This is a genomic window from Blautia sp. MSK17_66, from assembly GCF_020538025.1.
Classification (GTDB): domain Bacteria; phylum Bacillota; class Clostridia; order Lachnospirales; family Lachnospiraceae; genus Blautia_A.
In genome coordinates this window covers 10,636-33,369 of sequence record NZ_JAJBNQ010000035.1, presented here as the reverse complement: position 1 = coordinate 33,369, position 22,734 = coordinate 10,636, and the positions used below count along the sequence as shown (strand labels likewise).

The following is a 22,734-nucleotide window of genomic DNA, read 5'->3' as shown; positions in this document are numbered from 1 at the left end:
CAAGACCTGAAACCTTCTCCTTTGCTTCCTTTTCAGACACTTTCCCGCTTCCTGCTTTTATATAATTTTGAAAGCGCTCTTCCCTTTCTTTTTTCTCGTTCGACGCCAGGGTCATATCTCCACAATCATCAAAGATAAACTTCGCTATCCGAAATTCGAGTTCCTCCACATCAGACTTCTGTTCACTCTTTACATAGGAGTACTGATAGGTCAGTCCATCTACCGTATACGTCCCCGCCTGTTCATTCTCATTGTTCTCTTCCTGCATAGGCTGCCCTTTACCAAATGTATCTTTTATCTTGTTCTGTTCTTCTTCAGGAATCGCCAATCTTTTTACTTTTTTTAGACAGATTGCATCTACATCCGGCACTTTTACCGGTGCATCCGCTGTCAGGGTGAACTTCATCGGATTTTCTTTATCCTCTCGGTCCGCTGATCTTAGGTCTGCCTGGAGCGTTGTCTGGTATGTTTCCGGTGCCTCTACCTGTTCTGCAACGGTTTTCTGAACTGTTTCCTTTTTCTCTTCTTTTTTCTGTTCTGTCTGATCCTTTTCTTCCACAACAGCAGACTGGACAACACGGTCACATCCGGATAATGTCAAAAGATTTATACACAGAACGGCTCCCATAAACATTTTTATTTTCTTCATCCTTTTTCCATCCTTTCCTTTCGGTATTAAAAAAGGTACCCTCTTCTTATGAGAAAAGAGTACCATATTGCCTTTCCAATGTATTCATCAAAATGTAAACAACTTGTAAATCAGAAGACAGCCCTTACCGTTGTCCCCTCTCCCGGCTGACTTTCGATCTGCAGGAATCCGCCATGGAGTTCTGCTACCTTCACACAAAGTGCCAGACCAAGCCCAGAGCCACCTTCTTTTCGGCTTCGTGATTTATCCACCATATAGAACGCATCTGTGATCTTTCCCAGCTCTTCCTCTGGAATTCCCATTCCGCTATCAGATACCTCAAAAATCTTTTTTCCGGATGTTTCATATGCTTTTACCAGAATACTCCCACCTGTATCCGTAGCCTTTAGCGCATTGTCGATCAGGTTTACCAGAAGACTTTCCATCAAAGCTGCGTCCATCTTCATGGAAAATGCTTCATATTCCGTCTTCAGCTGCACATTTTTCTTCTCTGCCTGTTCCCTTTCCATATCAATAACGTTCTTTAAAAGTTCACCTGCCGGAGTCATTTCCATCTGTATGGCATGGTTCTGATAAAGTCCCAGCAGCTGTAGCATTTTCCCCGAAAGAGCTTCCAGACGTTTTCCCTCCCGGTTGATGTGTTCCAGTGCCCGGTCTTTCTGCTCATCTTTTAGCTTTACATGGCGCAGGGTATCCGAATAGCCAATAATAGATGTTAACGGGGTACGCATTTCATGGGAAAGTGCCCCCATGAGCAGCTCCTGTTTCTCTGCCATCTCCTGCAGTTTCTCCATTCGTTCCACAGTCCTTTTCATCATCATATAAATAAAAAGACCGGCGATCAGGAACACTGCCAAATAAATCCCAGTAAAGCAGACAGCTGTCTGCCTCAGCTCTGTAAAAAGTCCTGTGACTTCCCGAACAGAGAGAATCTCGTATCCTTCCGGTTTAGATAAAACTACTTTTTGGAGAAGAAGGTATTTCTTTCCCAGTTTCTGTATCTTATAGGCATATGGATCTTTTTCATTCTTCAGGCCCAGATTTTCAATCCCAACAACTTCATAATCTGTCAGATTTTCAATGGCCGCATTGCTTTTTTTATCGATCAACGCCATGCCCGTCCCACAGCATCGTTGGAATTGAAATCCCATATAAGCTTTCTTTCCAGTCTCTGACATCTGCTCATATTTGCTGTTGTCCCAAAATTGTTCCAGAAGTGTCTTCCCATTTTCCAATTGTCTTCCATAAGTCTCAGCAGCATTATTCAGGCTTCGTTTTCCTGTAACATAAATGCTTAATGCACCCACCGGGATCAACGCGCACAATAAGGTTACCAACATAAGAAGTACTGTCCGTTTCCACAGCTTCATACTTATTCCTCCAGACGGTATCCAAGCTTCGGGATCGTCTTGATCTCATCATAAAGTTCCAGTTTTTTTCTGAGCTGTCCGATATGGACATCCACCGTCCTGCTTTCCCCCAGGTAGTTTTCTCCCCAGACCCGTTTTAACAGTTCTTCCCTTCCAAGCGCAATGTTCTTATTTTGCAGGAGCAGCACAAAGAGGTCATATTCCATTGGCTTTAGGCTTACCGGAAGCCCGTCTTTGTAGACCTGATGGCTTTGCATGTCCACTAGGATGTTCCGGACCGTTAAGACTTTCTTTGCCCGTCCCGTCCTCTCCAGCACCTTCTCAATGCGTACCAGAAGTTCTAGCATCTCAAAAGGTTTTACCATATAATCTTCCGCACCCAACTTTAATCCCTTCACCTTGGAAGCCACATCATCCTTTGCAGTCAGATAGAACACCGGAAGCTCCTTCTTTTTAAAATCCTCCATCAGTGCAAATCCGTCTTTTCCCGGCAGCATGATATCCACCACTGCCATATCTGCATCCTCATGCCATAAGAGCAGCCGCTGGGCTTCTTCCCCATCATAAGCTGCCACAGTCTCATATCCTGCCGCTTCCAGATTCATGCACAACAATTCTGAAATTGCGCGGTCATCCTCAATTACCAAAATTTTATTCTTCATTCCTGCTGCCACCTCTGGTACTTTTTCTACAGTATAGCTTTTTTTATATCTCACGTCTATATGTATGGATATCTTATTCCTTATGCATCTGTACATTTGCTAATGCCAATGAATCACAAAAAAGCCGGAAACCATTGATTTTTCAAAGTTTCCGACTTTTCGCCATAGCGTGCGTTAGAGGTTGCTGCGTGCCAGTGGCACGCGTTTAGCAACGACCGAAGCGGAGCGAAGATCGAACCCGTTCGAGTCCGACCCGGACTCGAACAAAAAATAAGACACAGCTTAACGCTGTGTCTTATTTTTTATTAGCGTGCGTTAGAGGATTCGAACCCCCGACCTTTTGGTCCGTAGCCAAACGCTCTATCCAGCTGAGCTAAACGCACATCTCTTTTGTTTTGTGAGTACTTGTCGCTCACAACAAAATGTATTTTATATTATAAATGCTCTTTTGTCAACACCTTTTTTAAAAAAAATTTATTTTTTTATTTTTCTTTTCATGGTACAATAAAATCACAGGAAATCAGAGACATATTCCTATCACAAATATTACAGACACAGGAGATCTAACATGTCTTTTATCAGCGTATTTGATGTAATGGGACCAAACATGATCGGTCCTTCCAGTTCCCACACAGCCGGTGCTGCCCGCATCGGTTTTCTCGCTCGGAAAATGATCCATGGCCCACTGAAAAAGGTTGACTTCACGCTGTATGGTTCTTTTTCCAGGACTTATAAAGGACACGGCACCGACCGTGCACTTCTCGGCGGCATCATGGGATTTTCCACCGACGATATGCGTATCCGAAATTCCTTTGAGATTGCAGAAAAAAAAGGCCTCGAATTTACTTTTACCCCAAATGAAATGGAAACAGACCTTCACCCCAATACAGTGGATATTCATATGGTAAATACAAACGGTCAGGAAATGACGGTTCGAGGTGAATCTCTGGGCGGTGGCAAAGTCCGTATCGTAAAGATCAACTCTGTGCAGGTGGATTTCACTGGGGAATACAGTGCTATGATCGTAATCCATCAGGACAAGCCAGGCGTCATCGCATATATCACCAAATGTCTCAGCGATCGAAACGTAAATATTGCTTTTATGCGTCTTTTCCGTGAATCCAAAGGTGAGATTGCCTATACGATCGTAGAATCCGACGGACAGCTTCCGGAAGACATTGGAGACACGATCCGCCAGAATATAAATATTCATGAAGTCATGATCGTTCAGATGTAAGAAGGGAGATTTTTATTATGGATTTTAAAAATGCACAGGAGCTTCTGGCACTCTGCGAAGAACATCAGCTTCCAATTTCCGAGATTATGCGTCAGCGGGAAATTACTGTCGGCGAATCAACTGCTGACTCCGTCGATTCACAAATGAAGCGTGTTCTCGAAATTATGAAAGATGCTGCCTTTTCCCCGATAAAATCTCCGGTAAAATCTATGGGCGGACTGATCGGCGGGGAGGCACAGAAACTCTCCCGACATATTGCCTCCGGCAGAGGAATCTGCGGGGATGTCCTCGAGAAAGCAATCACCTATGCGATGGCAACCCTGGAGACCAATGCTTCCATGGGTCTGATCGTAGCCTCACCTACTGCCGGTTCCGCCGGTATTGTTCCCGGCCTTCTCCTTGCCCTTCAGGAGGTCTATCATTTTTCTGATAAGGAAACAGAGAAAGTTCTTTTTAACGCCGGAGCAATCGGATATCTTGCCATGCGAAATGCAACTGTTGCCGGTGCTGTAGGCGGCTGCCAGGCAGAAACAGGTGTTGCGGCTGCCATGGCTGCCTCCGCTGCCACAGAGCTGATGGGAGGCACTCCGCTTCAGTGTACCTATGCTGCTTCCACAGTCCTTATGAATATGCTCGGACTTGTATGTGACCCGGTTGGCGGACTGGTAGAATATCCCTGCCAGAACCGCAATGCTTCCGGTGTCTCCATTGCCCTGGTCGCTGCTGAAATGGCTCTTGCAGGCATCACACAATTCATCCCTCTCGATGAGATGATCACGATCATGTACACGGTAGGCAGGAAACTTCCCGCTGAACTGCGAGAGACTGCACTTGGCGGCTGTGCGGCTGCCCCTTCTGCCTGCAAAGCCTGCCATATGTGCGAATAAAAACAGAATTATCTACAGACAGAAAAATGACCGGAATCTCTACCGGTCATTTCTCTGTCTTTTATCTTTATACGGATTCTATGCCAATGGTTCTAATCTGCATTCTGATTCGTGATCATTCATCATCTGCATTGTCATCTGTTGTTTCTGTTGCCGCACTGTCGTCTGTTGTTTCTGCTGCTGCACTGTCGTCTTTGGATGCATCATCTTTCTTGTCCTCTGTCTGTGCTGCTTCATCCTTGGCTTCCGGTGCACCTGCACTCATTACAACAACTGCTGTTGCATTTCCATCTTTATCCAGAGTAACCTTGATGGTATCACCAGCCTTCAGATCAGAGAATGCAATGGCTTCTGTCTTCATTTCCGGTGCTTTTGCGTCATCCTTATCTGTGCTGTCATCTGTTGCTTCGGCATTTTCGTCTGCTGCCTCTGCATCATCTGTTTTTTCAGTATCATCTGATTTCTCATCTGTACTGTCAGCGTCCTTGGAATCATCGGCTTTCTGCGCCTCATCTGCTGCCGGTGTCTCTTCTGGTTTCTCAGGCTGTGCTTCTTTTTCGTAGGTAGTTGTGTCTGTTACTTTAATTGTCTGAGATTCTCCTGTCAGATCCAGCATGGAAGGCGCTTCTCCTTTATCTTCAGAAGCTGCATCTGCTGATTCCGCATCGCTGGAATCATCGGCTTTTTCGTCTTTAGAGTCATCAGCCTTTTCATCCTTGAAATCATCGGCTTTCTCGTCTTTGGAGTCATCAGCCTTTTCGTCCTTGGAATCATCTGTTTTCTCATCTTTGGAGTCATCAGCCTTTTCGTCTTTGGCATCTTTTGCATCGTCTGGTTTCTCACCATCCGGAGCCTGACCCTCTTTTAAGGTACCAACATTGATCGTAATGCTGTCCTCTCCTACTTCTGTAACTTCACCATAGACTTCCTGGGAAGCAGTCTCATCTGCTGTATCTGCAGATGCATCTGCACTTTCATCTTCAGCCGCTGCCTCTGTTGTCTGTGCAGTATCTGTATCCTTATCAGCTGCATATGCCATATTCATTGAAGTCAGTGCCAGTGTCAGTCCTAATACCATAGCTGCATATTTACGTTTCATAAAAATCATGTCCTCTTTTCTATTTTAATTTTGATTTTTCTTTCTGTTGCTTACAGCTAACAATATAGGTCGAGATTGTGACACTTATGTGATAGAAATAAGGAGTTTTTATGAACTCTGAAATTTTTTCAGTTTCGTCTCAGTGCCTCGATTGGACTGAGTTTTGCAGCTTTTTTTGCCGGATAGATACCAAAAAACACACCTACCGCACAGGAAAACAATGTTGCCGCCATAACCACTGTCGGACTGATCCCCGGTGTAATTGCCATTCCCATACTGCTGCTCATGATCGTACAGATTCCATAAGCAGCCAGTATACCAAGCAGAATTCCGATCAGACCTCCGATCACCGTCAGGATCGCAGCTTCCGCAAGAAACTGCATCATAATAGAAGCGGTTTTTGCTCCGAGAGATTTGCGGATACCGATTTCTCTGGTTCTCTCTGTGACAGATACAAGCATGATATTCATAACACCAATACCGCCGACAAGCAGAGAAATTCCTGCAACAAAGGAGATAAAAGCAGTCACCATACCAAGCATTTCATTCATCGACTTCATGACATCCTGAAAGCTCTGAACCTGAAAATATTCTTCCCCGGCACACTGGTGGCGTTTTTCCAGAATATGGACGATCTGATCTGCGATCATCTGAGAATCCAGCGTCTTATCTGCCTGAGCAGTAATCGAATAAAACTCATCCGCACCTGTCACAAGATCATCCATAGCTGAGTAGGGGATATTCACCGTAACCGGCATTCCATCATAGGTATAGCTGACAAAGGTGCCGTTTTCTTTCTGCGTGGTAACTCCCATAATGCGAAACGATTTCGATGAATCATAACAGGTGACATCAAGGCTCATTCCGACCACATCATCTGTACCAAACAGTCTTTTGGCATCGGAATCAGAGATCACACAGACATTTTTGCCTTCCTCTATCTCCTGTTCTCCAAAATAATTTCCATATTTCATTTCAGAGTTATTGACCATTTTGGCATCCGGTCCTTCACCGGTCAGACTGATCGTAAATGTTCCTTTCCCTGTTACAGTTTCACCGTCATAACTGTTGGAGACACTGATACCCTCTACCGCATCCAGCTGGCGTACCTCCTGTACATCGTCGGGAGTGATCCACTCTCCTTCTGTCATGGCATCATTGCTTATACTGATATAGATCTGTCCGCCGCCGATTCCGTCAATCTCACTGTTCATCTGATTCTTGGTTCCCTCACCGATGGAAACGATCGCGATAACAGAGGCAATACCGATAATGATACCAAGCATGGTAAGAAAAGAACGTCCCTTGTTGGCCCGGATATTCTGAACCGCCATTTTTATGTATTCATACAATCCGCTCATCAGGCACCTTCTTCTGTATCCGTATCTTCTGTATCCGTATTTTCTGTATCTGCTGAAAGTCCCTCTTCTGTTCCTGCCGCATTACTCTCCACTGCCTGCACAGTCATTCCTTCCTGCAGGGAGCCAATATCACGGATCACCTGCTCATCGGCCTCAATCCCCTCTGTTACTTCTACATAGTCATCAGAGCTTACACCTGTAGTAATATCTTTTCTGGTGATCACTCCGTCCTTGAGGACATAACAGAAAGAACCGTTTTTGCCAATATTTACCACTTCGGATGGCAGAACAACAACATTCTCGGCGTTCTGAGCCTGGATCGTTACTTTTGCATCCACTCCGAGAAAAATATTTTCGTCCGGATTTTTGATACGGACATCTGCTGCGATCAGAGAAGCACCCTTTTCATTCTGCGTTGCGGCATGACTGATCTTTATCACTTCGCCTTCGTATGTCTTTCCTGCAAGGGTGATCTGTGCACTCTGGCCTTCCTTCACCTTATCATAGTCATACTTGGAGATATTTACAGTCACATCCACTTTATCTGTATTCTGAAGAGTAAACAACTCTGTTCCCAGTGCTGTTGTCGCTCCTTCTACTACAGATACCTTAGTCACCACTCCGTTAAAATCTGCACAGATTCCCTTCTTTGCTGCCTCTACAAGTTCTTCTGCTGACATCTGATCCAATTCTGACAGATTGTTGGTGAGTTCCATTTTTTTCTTTTCTTCTTCTGTCACAGCTCCCGGATCTGTCTCTGCTGCTGCCTGCTCACTTGCCAGGCGGGACTGAAGTTCAGCCAGATCACTGCTTGCCTTTTCCAGGGCAGATTCCAGTGCGGAAGTATCTGCTGGCACTGCTACAGCTGTACTGTCCGAGGAATCAGACGAAAAATCTGCTCCTGCTGTCCCATCCGACACAACTGCTGAACTTTCTCCTGTGTAATCGGATAACACCGGTGCTGCCGGTTTCTGTGTCTTACAATCCTCATAGGCACTTTTTGCCTCCTGATAGCCAATCTGTGACTCACTTCGAAGCTGCTCCGAAACAGAAAGAGCTTCTGCGTTTTCATCGCTCTGATCTGCGGACCATGTCTGAAAAGCCATCTGATATTCACTTTCAGCCTGATTATATTCCAGAAGAGCCTGATTCATCTCATTGTTGAGTTCATTCAGCTTATTCTGATATTCCGGAAGTGTCCTGGTCTGATATGTACTGAGATCTGCATTGTACTCCTGCTGGAGTTTCTGCCTGGCCGCCTCCTGGGCAGCTTTTTCACGGGCAGCCTTATCTGCTGCTTCTGCAGCCGCCTGCACCTGAGCATTTGCTGTCACCTGCGATATCTGAGCCTTAAGACTTGCCACATAATCCTCCTGTGCCGCTACCTGCTGTTTAAGACTTGCCGCATTTCCCTGTGCATCCTTCTGCTTCTGAACTGCTTTGTCTGATTTATTGAGTGTGTTCTGCATATCCAGTTTTCCGGACTCTACATTCAGTTCCGCCTTTTTCTCTTCTCTCTCAAGGTCTTTCCTGTCAAAAGCCACCAGCTCTGTGCCGGCTTTGACTATATCGCCTTCCTTGAAATCAACTTTATCTACTCTGGCATTCACCGGCGAAAAATAAGTTTTGGATTCCTCGCTTACCACAGTTCCGCTTGCTTCCACAGTCTGCCGCACATCGCCGATCTCAGCCTTTACAACCTCAACCTGAGGAACCGTCTCTTCACCGGAGGACATTTTGCCAAAAGCAGAGACGCCTCCAACAGCCACAACAATCAGCACACCTGCACCGATCAGCAGTTTTTTTCTGGATTTTTTCTTCTTCACGCTTCTACCTCCTGATCAAAATCCTCATTTATCGTATCAGACTCTATTTTTCCATCCATGATCCGGACTACACGCCGTGCCTGTGCAGCAATTCCGTTATCATGCGTAATCAGGATCACAGTCCTTCCTGATCTGTGCATCTTCTTGAGAATTGCAAGAATCTCTCTGCTGGATGCAGAGTCCAGATTTCCGGTCGGCTCATCTGCAAGGATCACCGGCGGCTGTGCAGCGATCGCTCTGGCAATCGCCACCCTCTGCTGCTGTCCGCCGGACATTTCACTCGGTTTATGATCCATACGTTTCTCAAGTCCAACCAGCTTCAGGGAATCGACTGCAAGCTGATGTCTTGTTTTCTTATCAACACCTCTGTAGATCAGCGGAAGTTCTACATTCTCTATCGCATTCAGGTTTGGAATCAGATTAAATCCCTGAAAAATAAAACCTATCTCTCGATTCCTCACTTCAGAAAGCTCATTGTCCGTCATTTCGGACACATCCGTCCCATTCAGATAATATCTGCCGGATGTCGGAACATCCAGACAGCCAAGCATGTTCATAAATGTAGATTTACCTGAACCAGACTGACCGATGATTGCCACTAGCTCACCCTTTTTGATCTCCAGGCTCACATGATCCAGAGCTCGCACTTCGTTTTCTCCGGGATTATAAATTTTGCATAAGTCCTCTACTTTGATCAGAATATCATTATCCATAAAATCTCCTCTGTTGTGGCTCTCCTAGAGCCTGTTGTCGTGTACTGTTCCGTCTGTTTTCGATCCCCCGGTTTTCTGTTTAGTTACGCGTCAAGCAAAAATGCCTTGTATGCTTTCTTTGCTTCATAAATATCTGCTTTGCTTGTTACCTCCCACGGAGCATGCATGCTGAGCACAGATACACCGCTGTCAATTACATTCATTCCGTAAAGAGCTGCGATGTATGCGATGGTTCCGCCGCCGCCGACATCAACCTTGCCAAGTTCCGCTGTCTGGAATGCAACCTGATTGTCGTCAAAGATTTTGCGGACTTTTGCCACATATTCTGCATTTGCATCATTGGAACCGGATTTTCCTCTTGCTCCTGTGAATTTGTTCAGTACGATACCTCTTCCGAGATATGCAGAATTCTTTTTCTCGAAGCATTCGCCGTAAGCCGGATCGTATCCTGCACTTACATCAGAGGAAAGCATGCTGCAGTTACGAAGAGTTCTTCTGAGTACCAGGTCAGAGTAGCATCCCATACCCTCAAGAAGCTCTGCCACTGTATTCTCAAAGAATCTGGACTGCATTCCGGTCGCTCCGACACTTCCGATCTCTTCCTTATCTGTCAGCAGACAGCAGCTTGTGCGTTTCGGTGCTTCCATTTCCATCATTGCCACAAAGGAGGTATAAGCGCAGACACGGTCATCCTGTCCGTAAGCTGCTACCATACTTCTGTCAAGTCCGCAGTCACGTGCCTTTCCTGCCGGAACGATTTCCAGTTCTGCTGAAAGGAAATCTTCTTCCTCTACATCGTATTTCTCTTTGAGGATACGAAGAACATTGGATTTCACCGCTTCTTTCTGCTTCTCATCTGTACTCTCATTGAGCGGTCTGCTTCCGATCAGAATGTCAAGGTTTTCTCCCTCGATAACCTCAGCAGCTTTTTTCTGCAGCTGTTTGCCTGCAAGATGGATCAGAAGGTCTGTGATGTATACGATCGGATCATTTTCATCTTCACCGATAACCACATCAACTACGCTTCCGTCTTTTTTGGCAATCACACCATGGATTGCAAGTGGAATTGCTACCCACTGGTATTTCTTGACACCTCCGTAGTAGTGCGTATCAAGATATGCCAGATCTGTATCTTCATATAAAGGATTCTGCTTCACATCAAGACGTGGAGAGTCAATATGCGCACCAAGAATGTTCATACCTTTTTCCAGCGGCTCCTGACCTACATGGAACAGAGCCATGATCTTCTTCATACCAACTGCATATACTTTGTCACCTGGCTGGATCTTCTCTCCTGCTGCCAGCTTTGTCTCAAGATTTACATAACCATTGGCTTCTGCCTCTCTGACAAGCTCTGTGACACATTCACGTTCCGTCTTGCCTGCATCCAGGAATGCACGGTAATCCTTCGCGAGTTTCTCCATTGCTGTTTCATCTGCTTCCCCGTAGGAAAGCCATGCGTTCTTTCTTTCCATTATATATAACCACCTTTCGATTAATTGTTTACTGTATCTAAGGATACAGATATCTTCCCCATTATAGAACAAACTTCTGTATATTTCTACAATCCTCGCGATTCTTAATCAAAAAATAAGATATCACCGTAACGGTTCACAGCAACATATCATCTGTGAACCGTTACAAGTACCTCATTTATTCCTTATTTTTTACAGTTTTTTCTTGAAAAATTCCTGTGTGTCATTACAATAAGATTATTGTAACTGTTCAGTACCCTCACAGTTATAAATTATTATCTTATCCATGGAGGTCATCTATGCAGCAATCCACCGATCTGCAGAATCTTTTGCATTCTGTCCACAAAAAAAGCTACCCTGCCTACAAAGCTCTGAAAGGCAGCTATCAGTTCAATAATTATATTCTCTCCATTGATCATGTACAGGGAGATCCTTTTGCCTCTCCCTCTCACATCAGTATCCGGATCCCGCACAAAACAGCCGGTTTTCCAAAAGAATATTATAAAGATTCCGTCACCAGCATGACCCTTTCCGACTATCTCACCAGACAGTTTGAAAAACAGATCGTCCACTATACCTTCCGTGCAAAAGGCTCCGGCAAAAGTGGCCTGATCTCCATCAGTCACTGCGGACAGGAAGTTCTCAAACGTACCGCCTGTGAGATCACAGAAAAAGAAATCATCGCCCGTTTCTTTATCGGATTTCCAGCAAATGGAAGAACGATCAACGCCACTGAACTGGAAAAGATTCTCTTTGATTTTCTTCCGGTCTGTGTACAAAAGGCCTTTCTCTACAAAAATACAAACCATAAAGAATTGGAAGATGCTATTTTTCTTGCTGAAGATCAGACCTGTATCCGAAAGCAGCTCTCTTCAGGAAATCTTGTCGCCTTTGTCGCTGACGGCTCCATTCTTCCGAGAGAAAGCGGGATTTCTTCCCGTCCAATGAAAGATTCCGTCCCTTTTATTTCCCCGGAATCTCTGCGTGTCACCATGGCTCTTCCGCATAAGGGAGAAATCTCCGGCATGGGAATCCCGCGCGGCATTACCCTGATCGTGGGCGGCGGCTACCATGGCAAATCTACGCTTCTGAATGCTCTGGAACTCGGTGTATACAACCATATTTCCGGTGACGGCCGCGAATATGTCATCACAGACGATACCGCGCTGAAACTTCGCTCCGAAGACGGACGTTTTATTAAGGATGTAGATATTTCTCTGTTCATCAATGATCTTCCGAATAAGAAAGACACTCGTTGTTTTTCTACAGAAGACGCCAGTGGAAGCACCTCCCAGGCGGCTGGCATCGTAGAGGGAATGGAAGCCGGAAGCAGAGTTTTCCTGCTGGACGAAGATACGTCTGCCACAAATTTCATGGTGCGTGATACTTTCATGCAGGAAGTGATATCCAGAGAAAAAGAACCAATTACCCCATTTCTTGAACGTGCCGAAGATCTTTATAAAAAGGCCGGGATATCCACAATCCTCGTAGCCGGAAGTTCCGGAGCATTTTTCCACATTGCAGACACGATTATCCAGATGGATTCCTATCATCCTGTGGATATCTCCGAAAAAGTCAGGGCATTATGTGGAAAATATCCTCTGAATCCTGTCAAAGCATCAGCCTTTGCCTTTCCGACAAGTCATCGCATCATGAAAAAGCAGGCTCCTTCCATCCGCTCACACGGAAGAAACGCCGGCCGCCCGGAACAGCTCAAAATAAAAGTATATGGAAAAGATGGATTCCTGATTGGAAAACAGGATGTAGATCTCCGCTACGTGGAGCAGCTGATTGATCCGGAGCAGACAGCAGCACTTGGACTGCTTCTCAAATATGCCATCGAAAAGCTTGCCGATGACCGCCACACTGTCACAGACATCATTGAAATTCTTTCCGGACAGCTTGAGCAGAACGGACTCTCCTTCCTGTCCGGAGGCTCTTATATTTCCTGTGGCTATGCCATGCCAAGACTCCAGGAAATCTATTCCTGTTTTAATCGTTATCGGAGGTAATAAACAGAAAACTGCCGCCATCCCGGTGAATCTTACCAAATGGCGGCAGTTTAAAGTTCTGTTTTATTTTTAGGGAAAGGAAAGAGTTCCGGCAACTCTCCCGGCATTGAAGTGTTGCCGAAGGTCTTAAAAGGCTTTTCCTTTAAGACAATTACATCTTACAATATAAATGTGAGGAGTTTTTGTCTTTTTTCTAATAAAATTATAAAATTTATAAAATAATTATATCTTTCAGGCTTTTCTTTTGTCTAATTTTCTGGAAAGCATCATTCCAATTCCCTGAAGGATCTGTACTAGCACGACAAGGATCACGATCGTAACCAGCATGATGTCTGTCTGATAGCGGTAATATCCATAACGAATCGCGATATCACCAAGACCGCCTCCGCCAACGGTACCTGCCATGGCAGAGTATCCAAGGATGGTTCCTACTGCGATGGTCACTCCTACAAGAAGAGAAGTTCTTGCCTCTGCGAGAAGAACCTTCCAGATAATGGTTCCTGTTCCTGCTCCCATACTGACAGCAGCTTCGATCACACCTGGCTCTACCTCCTTAAGAGAAGACTCTACCATACGTGCAATAAACGGAGCGGCCGCGATCACAAGCGGAACAATTGTCGCACTGGAACCATAGCTCTGTCCTACGATCAGCTTGGTGAGTGGAATCACCAGGATCAGAAGAATCAGAAACGGTATACTTCGAAGAATATTCACAATAACATCCAGAATTTTATAGAGAGGGGCATTTGGACGAATTCCCTCTTTGTCTGTAACTGCCAGAAGAATTCCAAGCGGAAGACCCAGGACATATCCGAAGAATGTAGATACCAGAGTCATATACAATGTATCTCTTGTGCCTTCCAGCAGCATCATAATTGTCTGATCATCCCACATCTTCCTTCAACTCCTCTACTCCCATATTGATTTCTTTCAGGTACTGGATCATCTTATCTGCCACTTCCTCAAGTTCCGGAAGCTGCAGGATCATTTCGCCCTGTGCCTGTCCATTGATGTTCTTTGTATCTGCATACAGAATATTGACAGGCGTTCTGTATGTCAGAACCAGATTCGCAATTACCGGTTCAAAAGAGGATTTCTCCCGGAAGGTCACACGAACCAGGCGTTTGCCTTTCATTTCCTTAATCTGGGTTCTTCCACTGAATACCAGTTTTCTGGCTTCGTCTGTCTTTGGATTTCGGAACAGTTCTTCCACCGTTCCCGTTTCTACCAGAGAACCTCTCTCCAGAACTGCTACCTTGTCGCAGATTTCCTGCACAACGCTCATCTCATGTGTGATAACAACAACTGTGATTCCATAGTCTCTGTTGATCTCTTTGATCAGTTCCAGGATTGCCTTGGTTGTCTGAGGATCCAGTGCACTGGTCGCCTCATCACAGAGAAGGATCTGCGGATCACTTGCCAGTACTCTGGCGATCGCCACCCTCTGCTTCTGGCCTCCGGAAAGCTGGGACGGATAAGAAAGAGCCTTCTCCTCAAGTCCTACAATCCTAAGATATTCCAGAGCCTTTTTGCGGGATTCCGCTTTCCCGATCCCGGCAATCTCCATCGGAAAACAGACATTATCCAGTGCTGTTCTCTGCATAAGAAGATTAAAATGCTGGAAAATCATTCCTATCTTCTGACGCTCTTTACGGAGCTCTTTTTCTGAGAGCTCCGTAAGATTTTTGCCGTTAACTTTTACTGTTCCTGATGTTGGTCTTTCCAAAAGGTTCAGACATCGCACCAGTGTACTTTTGCCTGCACCGGAGAGACCGATGATTCCAAAGATCTCTCCTTTTTCGATAGAAAAACTGATGTTTTTGGCTGCCTCTACAGTTCCGCCCTTGGTTTCAAAGCGCTTGCAGAGGTTTTCAACCTGTATCATCGGTTCCATTTCATTTCTCCCCCTGTCCCTTAAAAATACCTGAATTCCTGTTATTCTGCGTCAGCCTCTGCTGCTTCTGTTGTCTCAGCATCTGTGTCAGCTGCTTCGTCTGCAGCCTTTTCTGTGTCATCTGTGGAATCCTCGAACGGAACAACTGCACCGTCGTATTTCTCGTTGATAAAGTCTTTGATCTCATCAGATTTCAGAGTGTCTACCAGGGCTTTGATTGCTTCGCTGTCTTCATTTCCTTCTTTGACTGCAATGACATTTACATAAGTTTTTGCTGCCTCGGAATCAGAAGTTTCGTGTGCGATGGAGTCATTGGATACGGAATATCCTGCCTGCAGTGCATAGTTACCGTTTAATACTACGAATGCAACTTCATCTTTGACACGGGAAACCTGTGCTGCTTCCAGCTCCTCGATCTTGATGTTCTTCGGGTTTTCTTCGATATCCTTGACAGTTGCCTCAAGTCCTGCTCCGTCTTTCAGAGTGATCACACCGTTGTCCTGGAGAAGCAGAAGTGCTCTTGCTTCGTTTGTAGTATCGTTCGGAACTGCGATCGTATCGCCATCTTCCAGATCATCAAGAGTTTCTTTTTTGCCAGGATAGATTCCAAATGGCTCATAGTGGATTCCGCCTGCATTTACGAGGTGTGTTCCCTGCTCTTCGTTGAAGTTGTCAAGATACGGAATATGCTGGAAATAGTTCGCATCAAAATCTCCGCTCTCTACTACAAGGTTTGGCTGTACATAATCATCAAATACCGTAACTTCCAGATCCCATCCTTCTTTCTCGAGGATTGGTTTTGCTTCTTCCAGAATCTCTGCATGCGGTGTTGCGGAAGCTGCTACTTTGATGGTTCCTTTCTCTGCATCAGCGCTTACAAGAACGCCGTTTGCTGTAAGTGCTCCGATTGCCAGTGCTGCTGCAAGTGATACTGTGATAATTTTCTTTGTTTTCATGATTTTTCCCTCTCTTATTCATTTATATTTTAGTCTTTTTATTCAGTTGTAAATGACTTCCTGCATGAATGTGATTTGGATAAAATCCATGAAACAGAAACCTGCTCTGTAATGTTTCTGTAAAAAAAATAACAGGAAGTCCTCTGGAGTCTCCCTGTTCATGCAATCTGCCACATTAAAAAATGCTTTATTTACATCTTGGTATCTGCTCTCTTATATAAAATCAGCAGATATCTCAGGAAGTCTCTGATACATAGAAGTACAGCAAAACATAGACATGTACATGTTCATGCACATCCCCTGATCCATCATACACATGACTTCCCTCTGAACTGCATTTCCTGTAACCATGATTCTTCCTCCTTCTTTTTAATATTCACTACATTCATAGTGTCAACGTCAAAATACATTCCGTCTCGGAAAATGTATTACCTATTTCTCCGATAGGTTGAATATATCATGTCTTCTTCACAATGTCAACACATTTTTAATTTTTCCCAAATGCATTTCTTCATTGCTTGACACTAATTTCTTATAATGATACCATACTCTTGATTAATTCGCAACTGTTCACGGTGAACAGGAACACCTATTCTTTCATTGACAGGAGAAAAATTATGAATAAAAAAGCAATCATTGCCATGAGCGGTGGTGTTGATTCCAGCGTTGCAGCCTATCTGATGGTTCAGCAGGGCTATGACTGCGCCGGTGCCACTCTGAAGCTTTATGATAATCCACAGTGCAGCTATCCGGGACACCGGGCATGCTGTACTCCTTCTGATACAGAAGATGCCAGAAGTGTTGCTGCACGTCTCGGCATGCTTTATTATGTATTTCCCATGCAGGAGAAATTCCATCAAAGTGTCATTGATAAGTTTGCAGACACCTATCTCCACGGCGGCACACCGAATCCATGTATCGACTGCAACCGTTTTCTCAAGTTCTCAGCACTTCTCGATAAGGCAAGAGAACTCGGATGTGAATACATTGCAAGCGGTCACTATGCCCGCAGAGAGCAGGATCCTAAGACCGGACGTTTCCTTCTCAGGAAGGGGCTGGATCCTACCAAGGATCAGAGCTATGTACTCTACGCCATGACGCAGGATCAGCTTGCCCACACGCTCTTTCCTCTTGGCACCTACACCAAGAAGGAAATCCGTGAGATTGCACAGGAGCAGGGCTTTATCAATGCCGATAAACCGGACAGCCAGGATATCTGCTTTGTGCCAGACGGGGATTATGCGACCTTTATTGAACAGTATACCGGAGAGGCTTCCGAACCTGGTGATTTCGTAGATAAGGAGGGAAAAGTCCTCGGCAGACACAAGGGGCAGATTCATTACACCATTGGTCAGCGCCGTGGGCTCGGAATTGCAGCACCGGAATCCCTCTATGTGTGCGGCAAGTCCCTGGATACCAATAAGGTTATCCTCGGAGGCAAGGACGACCTTATGAGTAATTACTGCTATATCAACGATATCAACCTGATCCCCTGGGATCATCTGGATAAACCCATTCAGTGCAAGGTCAAGACACGCTACCGTCAGCCGGAGCAGCCAGCTACCGTAGAACAACTCGGAGAAGACCTTATCCGAATCACCTTCCAGGAACCGCAGAGAGCTGTCACACCCGGACAGGCCGCTGTTCTCTATGACGGAGACATGGTACTTGGCGGAGGCACGATCCTCAGCGAGGAAGCAGCCCAGACACTCTGCAAAATAAATGAGAAATAACCTGTACATCTCTTTTTATATCTACCGGAAATTGGAGTTTCTGATTTCCGGTATTTTTTAGGACAGGTCTTTTATAATGTCTATTGAATAGCCCTGCACTTTATGATTTAATAAATGTAAAGATATTACAGAATAGAAATGATCTTTTTTATCTGTATTTTACATTTTTTATATCGAAGGGATATCAAAATGACAGCAAAAACTTCTCGAATCATCATAAAAACTTTTATCAAAACCGCACTCAAGGATTCGGATGAATCCCCTGAACGATGTGCACGAAATCTCGTAGATATGGCTCTGAATTTTGCAAATGGACGATTTCAGCAGTCTTTCTTTGAGATGTCGCGGGCAATTCTGAATAATGAAAACAGTCCTTACTACCCACTGATCGCGGATGCTCTTAAACATATGGATAAGGAAAAACTGCTCGAATTCGGACTGGATCTCGGATACAACAGCTGTACCTCCGGTGCCCATATAATACGTAAGTTGAAACGAACTGAGAATATCAATGTACCATGGCTTCTCTCCATGATCATTGACACCGCCCGCCCTGATTTTCTCTCTGATTATCAGTCTGTACTGACACAGGGAAAAGGACTTGGCATCTACACTTACTTTATTACAGTCCCAAAAGATCCTGCCAAAGTTCTTCCACTTATCCGAAGCAATCCTGACTGTGCAGTTATCTTACTGTGCGATACCTCCGATATAACAGAGGATTTCGCCGAAACTGCTGAGACGCTGAACAATCTCTTATTTGCAGTAACTTATGGAGATCAGGCGGAAACTGCCTGTCTGATACTCAGAGATCATCAGCTTCTATATTCTCTTTATAACGTTTATTCTGATGAAAGCAGCTCTGATATCCTGTGCGGTACTTATTTCCGTTTTGCAGAAGAAATGCACAGTCTGTTTGCCGCAGTTCTCGCTGAACCTGACTGTACTGAGGAAACCCGCAGATCTGTATACCAGACGGTAGAGAATTCTCGAATTTCCCAGCTTTACAGAACGGTTCCTCTGGATTTCTTCTACGATACAGAGAAGATTGGAAATATTATCTCCTCACCTGCAAGTGTTGTAGGATTTGATGCTGATGGAACCCTTTATGCTCCAGGAAGAGTTCCCCTAAAAACATCCTGTAATTTCTTCCAGCAGCCCCTCAAAGATATCTTCAGCCAGGTATCTGCTGAATAAAATGCACAAAATAAGCCTTATTCATTCGTGATATATTTCGAATGAATAAGGCTATTCTTATCCTTCCAGTCTCTCATGCGTCTTTACAACTACCTTAATACAGGATTGGAGCAATCTGACAAATTCTTTTGGAGGTACAGGATTCCTGTCTGAAATCCATCTGCCAAGCGAACATATAATAGCATCATTCCAGAAAGTTACATAAAACTCTGTATTCGTCTGTTCTCCCAGAATTTCCTTAATATCCTCTGCCATCACCGGTCCTACAATATCCCGGAAATGATTGGCAAACGAATTCTGATCCTCTACTTTCATTACTTTTCTGTAGAAATCTTTGTTTTTATAAAAATAATCACAGAGATGAAGTACACTGTCCCATCCGATGAGATCTACTCCAAGTTGTATATGACTTAAGTATTCCACATCAAAAATCCAGTTTACAAGGTCAAACTTATCCTTAAAATGATAGTAGAAACTCTTACGGTTCATGTTGCACTTTGCGCAGATATCAGAAACAGTAATTTTGGTAAATGGGGTAGATTCCATTAATTCCTTTAATGCAGATGCCAGTGTACGCTTCGTAATATTAGAGCCTGCCACGATAAATACCCTCCTTCTTACATTTCTGCCGCAAACAATGCTGCCCCAAGAGCTCCACAAAGCTGTGATTTATCGCTGATCACCAGCTTTGTTCCCAGTCTTTCTTCCAATGTTCTGACAAGGCCCTGATTCTGTGCAACGCCGCCGGTCATCATATATGCCTCTTCTCCTTCAACACGCTTTACGAGGGAGGCTGTTTTGGCAGCAACTGCTTTGTTCAATCCATGTACGATATCATCAGTTGCTTTATTCTGCGCAATCAGAGAAACCACCTCTGATTCAGCAAAAACTGTACACATGCTGGAAATCGTAATGTCCTCCTGATAGGAAAGTCCTACTTTGCTAAGTTCATCCAGGCTCATTTCCATAGTTTTTGCCATCATCTCCAGAAAACGTCCTGTGCCTGCCGCACACTTGTCATTCATGACAAAGTTTTTGACCGAACCGTCATCGTTCAGACGGATAACTTTGCTGTCCTGACCGCCGATATCAACGACCGTTCTGACAGAAGAATCCAGAAAATGAGCTCCTCTTGCATGGCAGGTGATCTCTGTGATACTTTTGTCGCCATCAGATATCGCAGTTCTTCCGTATCCCGTAGTTACAACTGCATCGATATCTTCTCTGTTCAGACCGGACTGTCTGAGTGCTTCTTCCAGTGCACGCTCCGCACCATTTGCAGCCCCTGCTCCTGTTGGCATGATCACACTGGAGACAATCTTTCTCTCTCTGTCCAGTATCACAACATCTGTGCTGGTAGAACCGCTGTCAATTCCTGCAAAATATCCCTTACCCATGGTGTTCTCCTTTCTCGTTTCTGTCTCTATATTCAGGCTCTCTGCGAAGGCCTCCAGACGTGTGCTCAACTGTCCGCTGCTCTGTACGGTATAATCCGATTCGATCTTGAGGAGCGGCACATCCGTATGACCCTTGATATCAGAATATTCAAAGCTGTAAAAATCACAGAACTTTACGGTATGATAAATGATTCCCTTTAAAGATGGATCCTGATAAAGCTGTTTACGGCCTGCATGATCCATCATGCGCATGCACGGGATCTGGTGAAGAAGTTCCTCCGCATACCATTCCATGAGCTGATCAAAGTCCAGATTTTTTTCCGGAAGTGCAGTTCCCACAGAACGATTGTTGACGCAGGTCTCATTTACTACAGGCAGCGGCATGGCATCCTGCGTCATCTGAAACAGTTCATTTCCCATTCTCGCTCCAAGAACTGCAATGTGCGGATCCTGTGCTCTCTTTTTCGGATGAAAAGCCTGGAGAAATTTTTCTTTACTGAACGTAGTTCCTTTGTATTCGCCGTAAGCTCTTACAAGTTCCTTTAACTGTGCCACAGTTCTTTCACGACTGCAGCTTGTATCACAGTGAAGCATATCTACCATATACAAAAAGTCCAGTTCACCGCTGTCTTCCAGAATGTCATAGACACTTCGGATCGTATCACAGCAGTTTACCAGGATCAGTTCTTTTACTTTTCCTGCCAGAACTGCCTCAAGGACTGCTTTACCAAAACCACAGATATTCGGATGCGCCACCTGCTCTGCCAGATCAAATCCCTCCGGCATATCATTCAGGATCTCACATTCTCCGCCTAATGCTTCAAGAAGTTCCACCGGTGTATATTTACAGACATAATATGTTTTATTCATGATCAAAATCCCCCAGCATCTCCAGAAATGCTCCCAGTCTCGTAGAAGTCTGTCCTTCTCCGCCATGACTTCTGTCACAGCCGTCTCCATCCAGGATCAACAGCGGAATGCCCGCTTCTTCAAAGCGTTTCTTGGCAATCCTGGAGCCCCCAAGAGTATGCTTGCAGCCCCAGTGGTTAAACCAGACAACACCATCAGCTCCTGCCTGTTTCGCATGACGGATTCCTGCATCGATTCTACGGGAAACAGGACCATTCAGTGCATGATATACAAGGCGCAGTGCCATTTCTTCATAAGGATCCTCAGAATGCTTCGTGATATCTACCACCTGTGCAAGCTCACATCCTACAATCTGTGCTTCCTCTTTCAAAAGCAGTGCATCTTTCACCGCCTGTGACCAGAACGGGATCGTATGCATCCAGTAGATATGTCTGCCTTTTTTTGCAGGGGCTTTGCTGACATCTTCAAGAAGTTTTTGTGTATAAAGTTCTTCTTCCTCTGTTCCAAGAAGAATGTTGTTTGTCATTCCACTGTAAAGCGGAGAAACAAGGTCTGAAGGTATGTATTTATCTGCTCTTGCACTCTGAAACTTGTCGTAATTCTGCAATGTCCTGCGACTTCTTGCAAGACGTTCCTTCAATTTTGATTCATCAATAGTTCTGCCGGTTACTTTCTCAAGGAAAGGAACCAGGGCTCGAAGCTGTGTTGCTACATAAGACACATTTGCCGGTGTCTGTGCGGATGGTATATCAATAGAAAAAACCGGGATGTCAAAAAACTCTGCCAGTCTGTGAAATGTAAGAAGGTTTGCGTCACACGCCAGGTTCGTATAAACGATACATTTCGGTTTCGGAAGAAGGCCCTTTTCTGCAGCTCCAATAAATGTCTTGTGATAACTGCAAAGTGTTTCTGAAATTCCAGAATCCTCTGCTCCCTGAAGAAAAGGTCTCTCTACCTGTGATGCCGCAAGATAACAGGAAAAGCTTTCTACATTGTATGGATACAGTCCTGCCTCCTGAAGCAGTTCGCACGGAGTAAATACACTTACCATAACCGAACTTTCTGGATGCTTCAGCGGCTGTGTCATAACGTTCATCATCATGCCGGCCAGATACTGATCCGATGGATTCAACTGCCCTTCTGGAAGAAAACGAAATTTCAGGTTCTGCGCTTCCCATCCTGTCTTTAAAAGCCACCTCGCTCTTTCCGGTGACGTTTCACACCATTTCTCTATGTAATTTCCAAATGTCTTCACTATCTCCATATTTTGGTCTGACCGCCTTTCTTCCAAACAGTATATAGCAAATTGCGGGTTCTGACAAGAATAAAAAAAGCCGATACTCCATAGATGATTTTTCAAGTTGCTGTGAACAGTAACTTTTTCACCTATTTTATA

At 44.8% G+C, this 22,734-nt stretch carries 20 protein-coding genes and 1 tRNA gene; 5 read left to right on the top strand and 16 right to left on the bottom strand.

The features are described from left to right. The 4 genes from LIR34_RS16055 to LIR34_RS16040 form a co-directional block, all read right to left on the bottom strand. Nucleotides 1-649 (bottom strand): DUF6034 family protein (locus tag LIR34_RS16055; protein WP_244092354.1); only part of this gene is annotated, 649 nt, incomplete at its 3' end. Nucleotides 650-759: 110 nt separating this feature from the next. Continuing rightward, on the bottom strand, nucleotides 760-2,019 hold the full coding sequence (locus LIR34_RS16050; protein ID WP_173903254.1) for a sensor histidine kinase: 1,260 nt from the start codon (nucleotides 2,017-2,019) through the stop codon (nucleotides 760-762). A 2-nt stretch (nucleotides 2,020-2,021) separates the two neighbouring features. Beyond that, the gene (locus tag LIR34_RS16045) at nucleotides 2,022-2,681 is read right to left on the bottom strand and encodes a response regulator transcription factor (protein ID WP_173903253.1); all 660 of its coding nucleotides are present in this window, start codon (nucleotides 2,679-2,681) and stop codon (nucleotides 2,022-2,024) included. Between the two features lie 309 nt (nucleotides 2,682-2,990). Continuing rightward, nucleotides 2,991-3,064, bottom strand: a tRNA-Arg gene (locus LIR34_RS16040). Nucleotides 3,065-3,249: 185 nt separating this feature from the next. Between LIR34_RS16040 and sdaAB the strand changes: the two genes are divergently transcribed. Then, on the top strand, nucleotides 3,250-3,918 hold the full coding sequence (gene sdaAB, locus LIR34_RS16035) for an L-serine ammonia-lyase, iron-sulfur-dependent subunit beta (RefSeq protein ID WP_173903252.1): 669 nt from the start codon (nucleotides 3,250-3,252) through the stop codon (nucleotides 3,916-3,918). Nucleotides 3,919-3,935: 17 nt separating this feature from the next. Continuing rightward, on the top strand, nucleotides 3,936-4,805 hold the full coding sequence (gene sdaAA / locus LIR34_RS16030; RefSeq protein ID WP_173903251.1) for an L-serine ammonia-lyase, iron-sulfur-dependent, subunit alpha: 870 nt from the start codon (nucleotides 3,936-3,938) through the stop codon (nucleotides 4,803-4,805). Nucleotides 4,806-4,920: 115 nt separating this feature from the next. Here sdaAA and LIR34_RS16025 read toward each other — a convergent pair whose 3' ends face one another. From LIR34_RS16025 to LIR34_RS16005, 5 genes are all read right to left on the bottom strand, one after another. Beyond that, complete coding sequence (locus tag LIR34_RS16025; RefSeq protein WP_207718751.1) at nucleotides 4,921-5,913, bottom strand: hypothetical protein; 993 nt, start codon at nucleotides 5,911-5,913, stop codon at nucleotides 4,921-4,923. 119 nt (nucleotides 5,914-6,032) lie between these two features. Then, complete coding sequence (locus LIR34_RS16020; protein WP_161286502.1) at nucleotides 6,033-7,265, bottom strand: ABC transporter permease; 1,233 nt, start codon at nucleotides 7,263-7,265, stop codon at nucleotides 6,033-6,035. Next, nucleotides 7,265-9,091, bottom strand: coding sequence for an efflux RND transporter periplasmic adaptor subunit (locus LIR34_RS16015; protein ID WP_173903249.1), 1,827 nt, complete (start codon nucleotides 9,089-9,091; stop codon nucleotides 7,265-7,267). Before LIR34_RS16015 ends, LIR34_RS16020 begins: the two co-directional genes overlap by 1 nt. Next, entirely contained in the window at nucleotides 9,088-9,804 is a 717-nt protein-coding gene (locus LIR34_RS16010; protein WP_173903248.1) for an ABC transporter ATP-binding protein, read from the bottom strand. The genes LIR34_RS16015 and LIR34_RS16010 overlap by 4 nt, the downstream gene beginning before the upstream one ends. A gap of 83 nt (nucleotides 9,805-9,887) precedes the next feature. Then, nucleotides 9,888-11,279 carry an aminopeptidase gene (locus tag LIR34_RS16005; protein WP_173903247.1) on the bottom strand — a complete coding sequence of 464 codons (1,392 nt, stop codon included), beginning with the start codon at nucleotides 11,277-11,279 and terminating at the stop codon, nucleotides 9,888-9,890. A 299-nt stretch (nucleotides 11,280-11,578) separates the two neighbouring features. On the opposite strand from LIR34_RS16005, the gene LIR34_RS16000 reads away from it, so the two are divergent. Then, a complete protein-coding gene (locus LIR34_RS16000) occupies nucleotides 11,579-13,291 on the top strand; it encodes an ABC-ATPase domain-containing protein (RefSeq protein WP_173903246.1) in 1,713 nt (570 codons plus the stop codon). Between the two features lie 231 nt (nucleotides 13,292-13,522). On the opposite strand, the gene LIR34_RS15995 is transcribed toward LIR34_RS16000, so the two are convergent. The 4 genes from LIR34_RS15995 to LIR34_RS15980 form a co-directional block, all read right to left on the bottom strand. Then, nucleotides 13,523-14,185, bottom strand: a complete 663-nt coding sequence (locus tag LIR34_RS15995) for a methionine ABC transporter permease (protein ID WP_161286493.1) — start codon at nucleotides 14,183-14,185, stop codon at nucleotides 13,523-13,525. After that, the gene (locus tag LIR34_RS15990; protein ID WP_173903245.1) at nucleotides 14,175-15,185 is read right to left on the bottom strand and encodes a methionine ABC transporter ATP-binding protein; all 1,011 of its coding nucleotides are present in this window, start codon (nucleotides 15,183-15,185) and stop codon (nucleotides 14,175-14,177) included. The genes LIR34_RS15995 and LIR34_RS15990 overlap by 11 nt, the downstream gene beginning before the upstream one ends. 41 nt (nucleotides 15,186-15,226) lie before the next feature. Next, complete coding sequence (locus LIR34_RS15985) at nucleotides 15,227-16,141, bottom strand: MetQ/NlpA family ABC transporter substrate-binding protein (protein ID WP_161286491.1); 915 nt, start codon at nucleotides 16,139-16,141, stop codon at nucleotides 15,227-15,229. Nucleotides 16,142-16,354: 213 nt separating this feature from the next. Next, nucleotides 16,355-16,492 (bottom strand): hypothetical protein, encoded by a 138-nt coding sequence (locus LIR34_RS15980; RefSeq protein ID WP_161286490.1) that lies wholly within the window; start codon nucleotides 16,490-16,492, stop codon nucleotides 16,355-16,357. 266 nt (nucleotides 16,493-16,758) lie between these two features. On the opposite strand from LIR34_RS15980, the gene mnmA reads away from it, so the two are divergent. After that, on the top strand, nucleotides 16,759-17,874 hold the full coding sequence (gene mnmA, locus LIR34_RS15975) for a tRNA 2-thiouridine(34) synthase MnmA (RefSeq protein ID WP_173903244.1): 1,116 nt from the start codon (nucleotides 16,759-16,761) through the stop codon (nucleotides 17,872-17,874). Between the two features lie 189 nt (nucleotides 17,875-18,063). After that, nucleotides 18,064-19,071: a hypothetical protein gene (locus LIR34_RS15970; RefSeq protein ID WP_173903243.1), complete on the top strand. Its 1,008-nt coding sequence runs from the start codon at nucleotides 18,064-18,066 to the stop codon at nucleotides 19,069-19,071. A gap of 57 nt (nucleotides 19,072-19,128) precedes the next feature. On the opposite strand, the gene dhaS is transcribed toward LIR34_RS15970, so the two are convergent. The 3 genes from dhaS to LIR34_RS15955 are packed head-to-tail and all read right to left on the bottom strand — an operon-like array spanning nucleotide 19,129 to nucleotide 22,602. Beyond that, entirely contained in the window at nucleotides 19,129-19,671 is a 543-nt protein-coding gene (gene dhaS / locus LIR34_RS15965; RefSeq protein ID WP_265107744.1) for a dihydroxyacetone kinase transcriptional activator DhaS, read from the bottom strand. 17 nt (nucleotides 19,672-19,688) lie between these two features. Continuing rightward, nucleotides 19,689-21,338: an acyl-CoA dehydratase activase gene (locus tag LIR34_RS15960; RefSeq protein WP_173903242.1), complete on the bottom strand. Its 1,650-nt coding sequence runs from the start codon at nucleotides 21,336-21,338 to the stop codon at nucleotides 19,689-19,691. Next, nucleotides 21,331-22,602 (bottom strand): 2-hydroxyacyl-CoA dehydratase subunit D, encoded by a 1,272-nt coding sequence (locus LIR34_RS15955; RefSeq protein ID WP_161286486.1) that lies wholly within the window; start codon nucleotides 22,600-22,602, stop codon nucleotides 21,331-21,333. The genes LIR34_RS15960 and LIR34_RS15955 overlap by 8 nt, the downstream gene beginning before the upstream one ends. Nucleotides 22,603-22,734 lie beyond the last annotated feature (132 nt).

Bases quoted from the DNA above. Each gene is read 5' to 3' on its own strand.
- LIR34_RS16050 (WP_173903254.1), bottom strand. From the start codon at position 2,019: ATGAAGCTGTGGAAACGGACAGTACTTCTTATGTTGGTAACCTTATTG.
- LIR34_RS16045 (WP_173903253.1), bottom strand. From the start codon at position 2,681: ATGAAGAATAAAATTTTGGTAATTGAGGATGACCGCGCAATTTCAGAA.
- sdaAB (WP_173903252.1), top strand. From the start codon at position 3,250: ATGTCTTTTATCAGCGTATTTGATGTAATGGGACCAAACATGATCGGT.
- sdaAA (WP_173903251.1), top strand. From the start codon at position 3,936: ATGGATTTTAAAAATGCACAGGAGCTTCTGGCACTCTGCGAAGAACAT.
- LIR34_RS16025 (WP_207718751.1), bottom strand. From the start codon at position 5,913: ATGATTTTTATGAAACGTAAATATGCAGCTATGGTATTAGGACTGACA.
- LIR34_RS16020 (WP_161286502.1), bottom strand. From the start codon at position 7,265: ATGAGCGGATTGTATGAATACATAAAAATGGCGGTTCAGAATATCCGG.
- LIR34_RS16010 (WP_173903248.1), bottom strand. From the start codon at position 9,804: ATGGATAATGATATTCTGATCAAAGTAGAGGACTTATGCAAAATTTAT.
- LIR34_RS16005 (WP_173903247.1), bottom strand. From the start codon at position 11,279: ATGGAAAGAAAGAACGCATGGCTTTCCTACGGGGAAGCAGATGAAACA.
- LIR34_RS16000 (WP_173903246.1), top strand. From the start codon at position 11,579: ATGCAGCAATCCACCGATCTGCAGAATCTTTTGCATTCTGTCCACAAA.
- LIR34_RS15995 (WP_161286493.1), bottom strand. From the start codon at position 14,185: ATGTGGGATGATCAGACAATTATGATGCTGCTGGAAGGCACAAGAGAT.
- LIR34_RS15990 (WP_173903245.1), bottom strand. From the start codon at position 15,185: ATGGAACCGATGATACAGGTTGAAAACCTCTGCAAGCGCTTTGAAACC.
- LIR34_RS15985 (WP_161286491.1), bottom strand. From the start codon at position 16,141: ATGAAAACAAAGAAAATTATCACAGTATCACTTGCAGCAGCACTGGCA.
- LIR34_RS15980 (WP_161286490.1), bottom strand. From the start codon at position 16,492: ATGGTTACAGGAAATGCAGTTCAGAGGGAAGTCATGTGTATGATGGAT.
- mnmA (WP_173903244.1), top strand. From the start codon at position 16,759: ATGAATAAAAAAGCAATCATTGCCATGAGCGGTGGTGTTGATTCCAGC.
- LIR34_RS15970 (WP_173903243.1), top strand. From the start codon at position 18,064: ATGACAGCAAAAACTTCTCGAATCATCATAAAAACTTTTATCAAAACC.
- LIR34_RS15960 (WP_173903242.1), bottom strand. From the start codon at position 21,338: ATGAATAAAACATATTATGTCTGTAAATATACACCGGTGGAACTTCTT.
- LIR34_RS15955 (WP_161286486.1), bottom strand. From the start codon at position 22,602: ATGGAGATAGTGAAGACATTTGGAAATTACATAGAGAAATGGTGTGAA.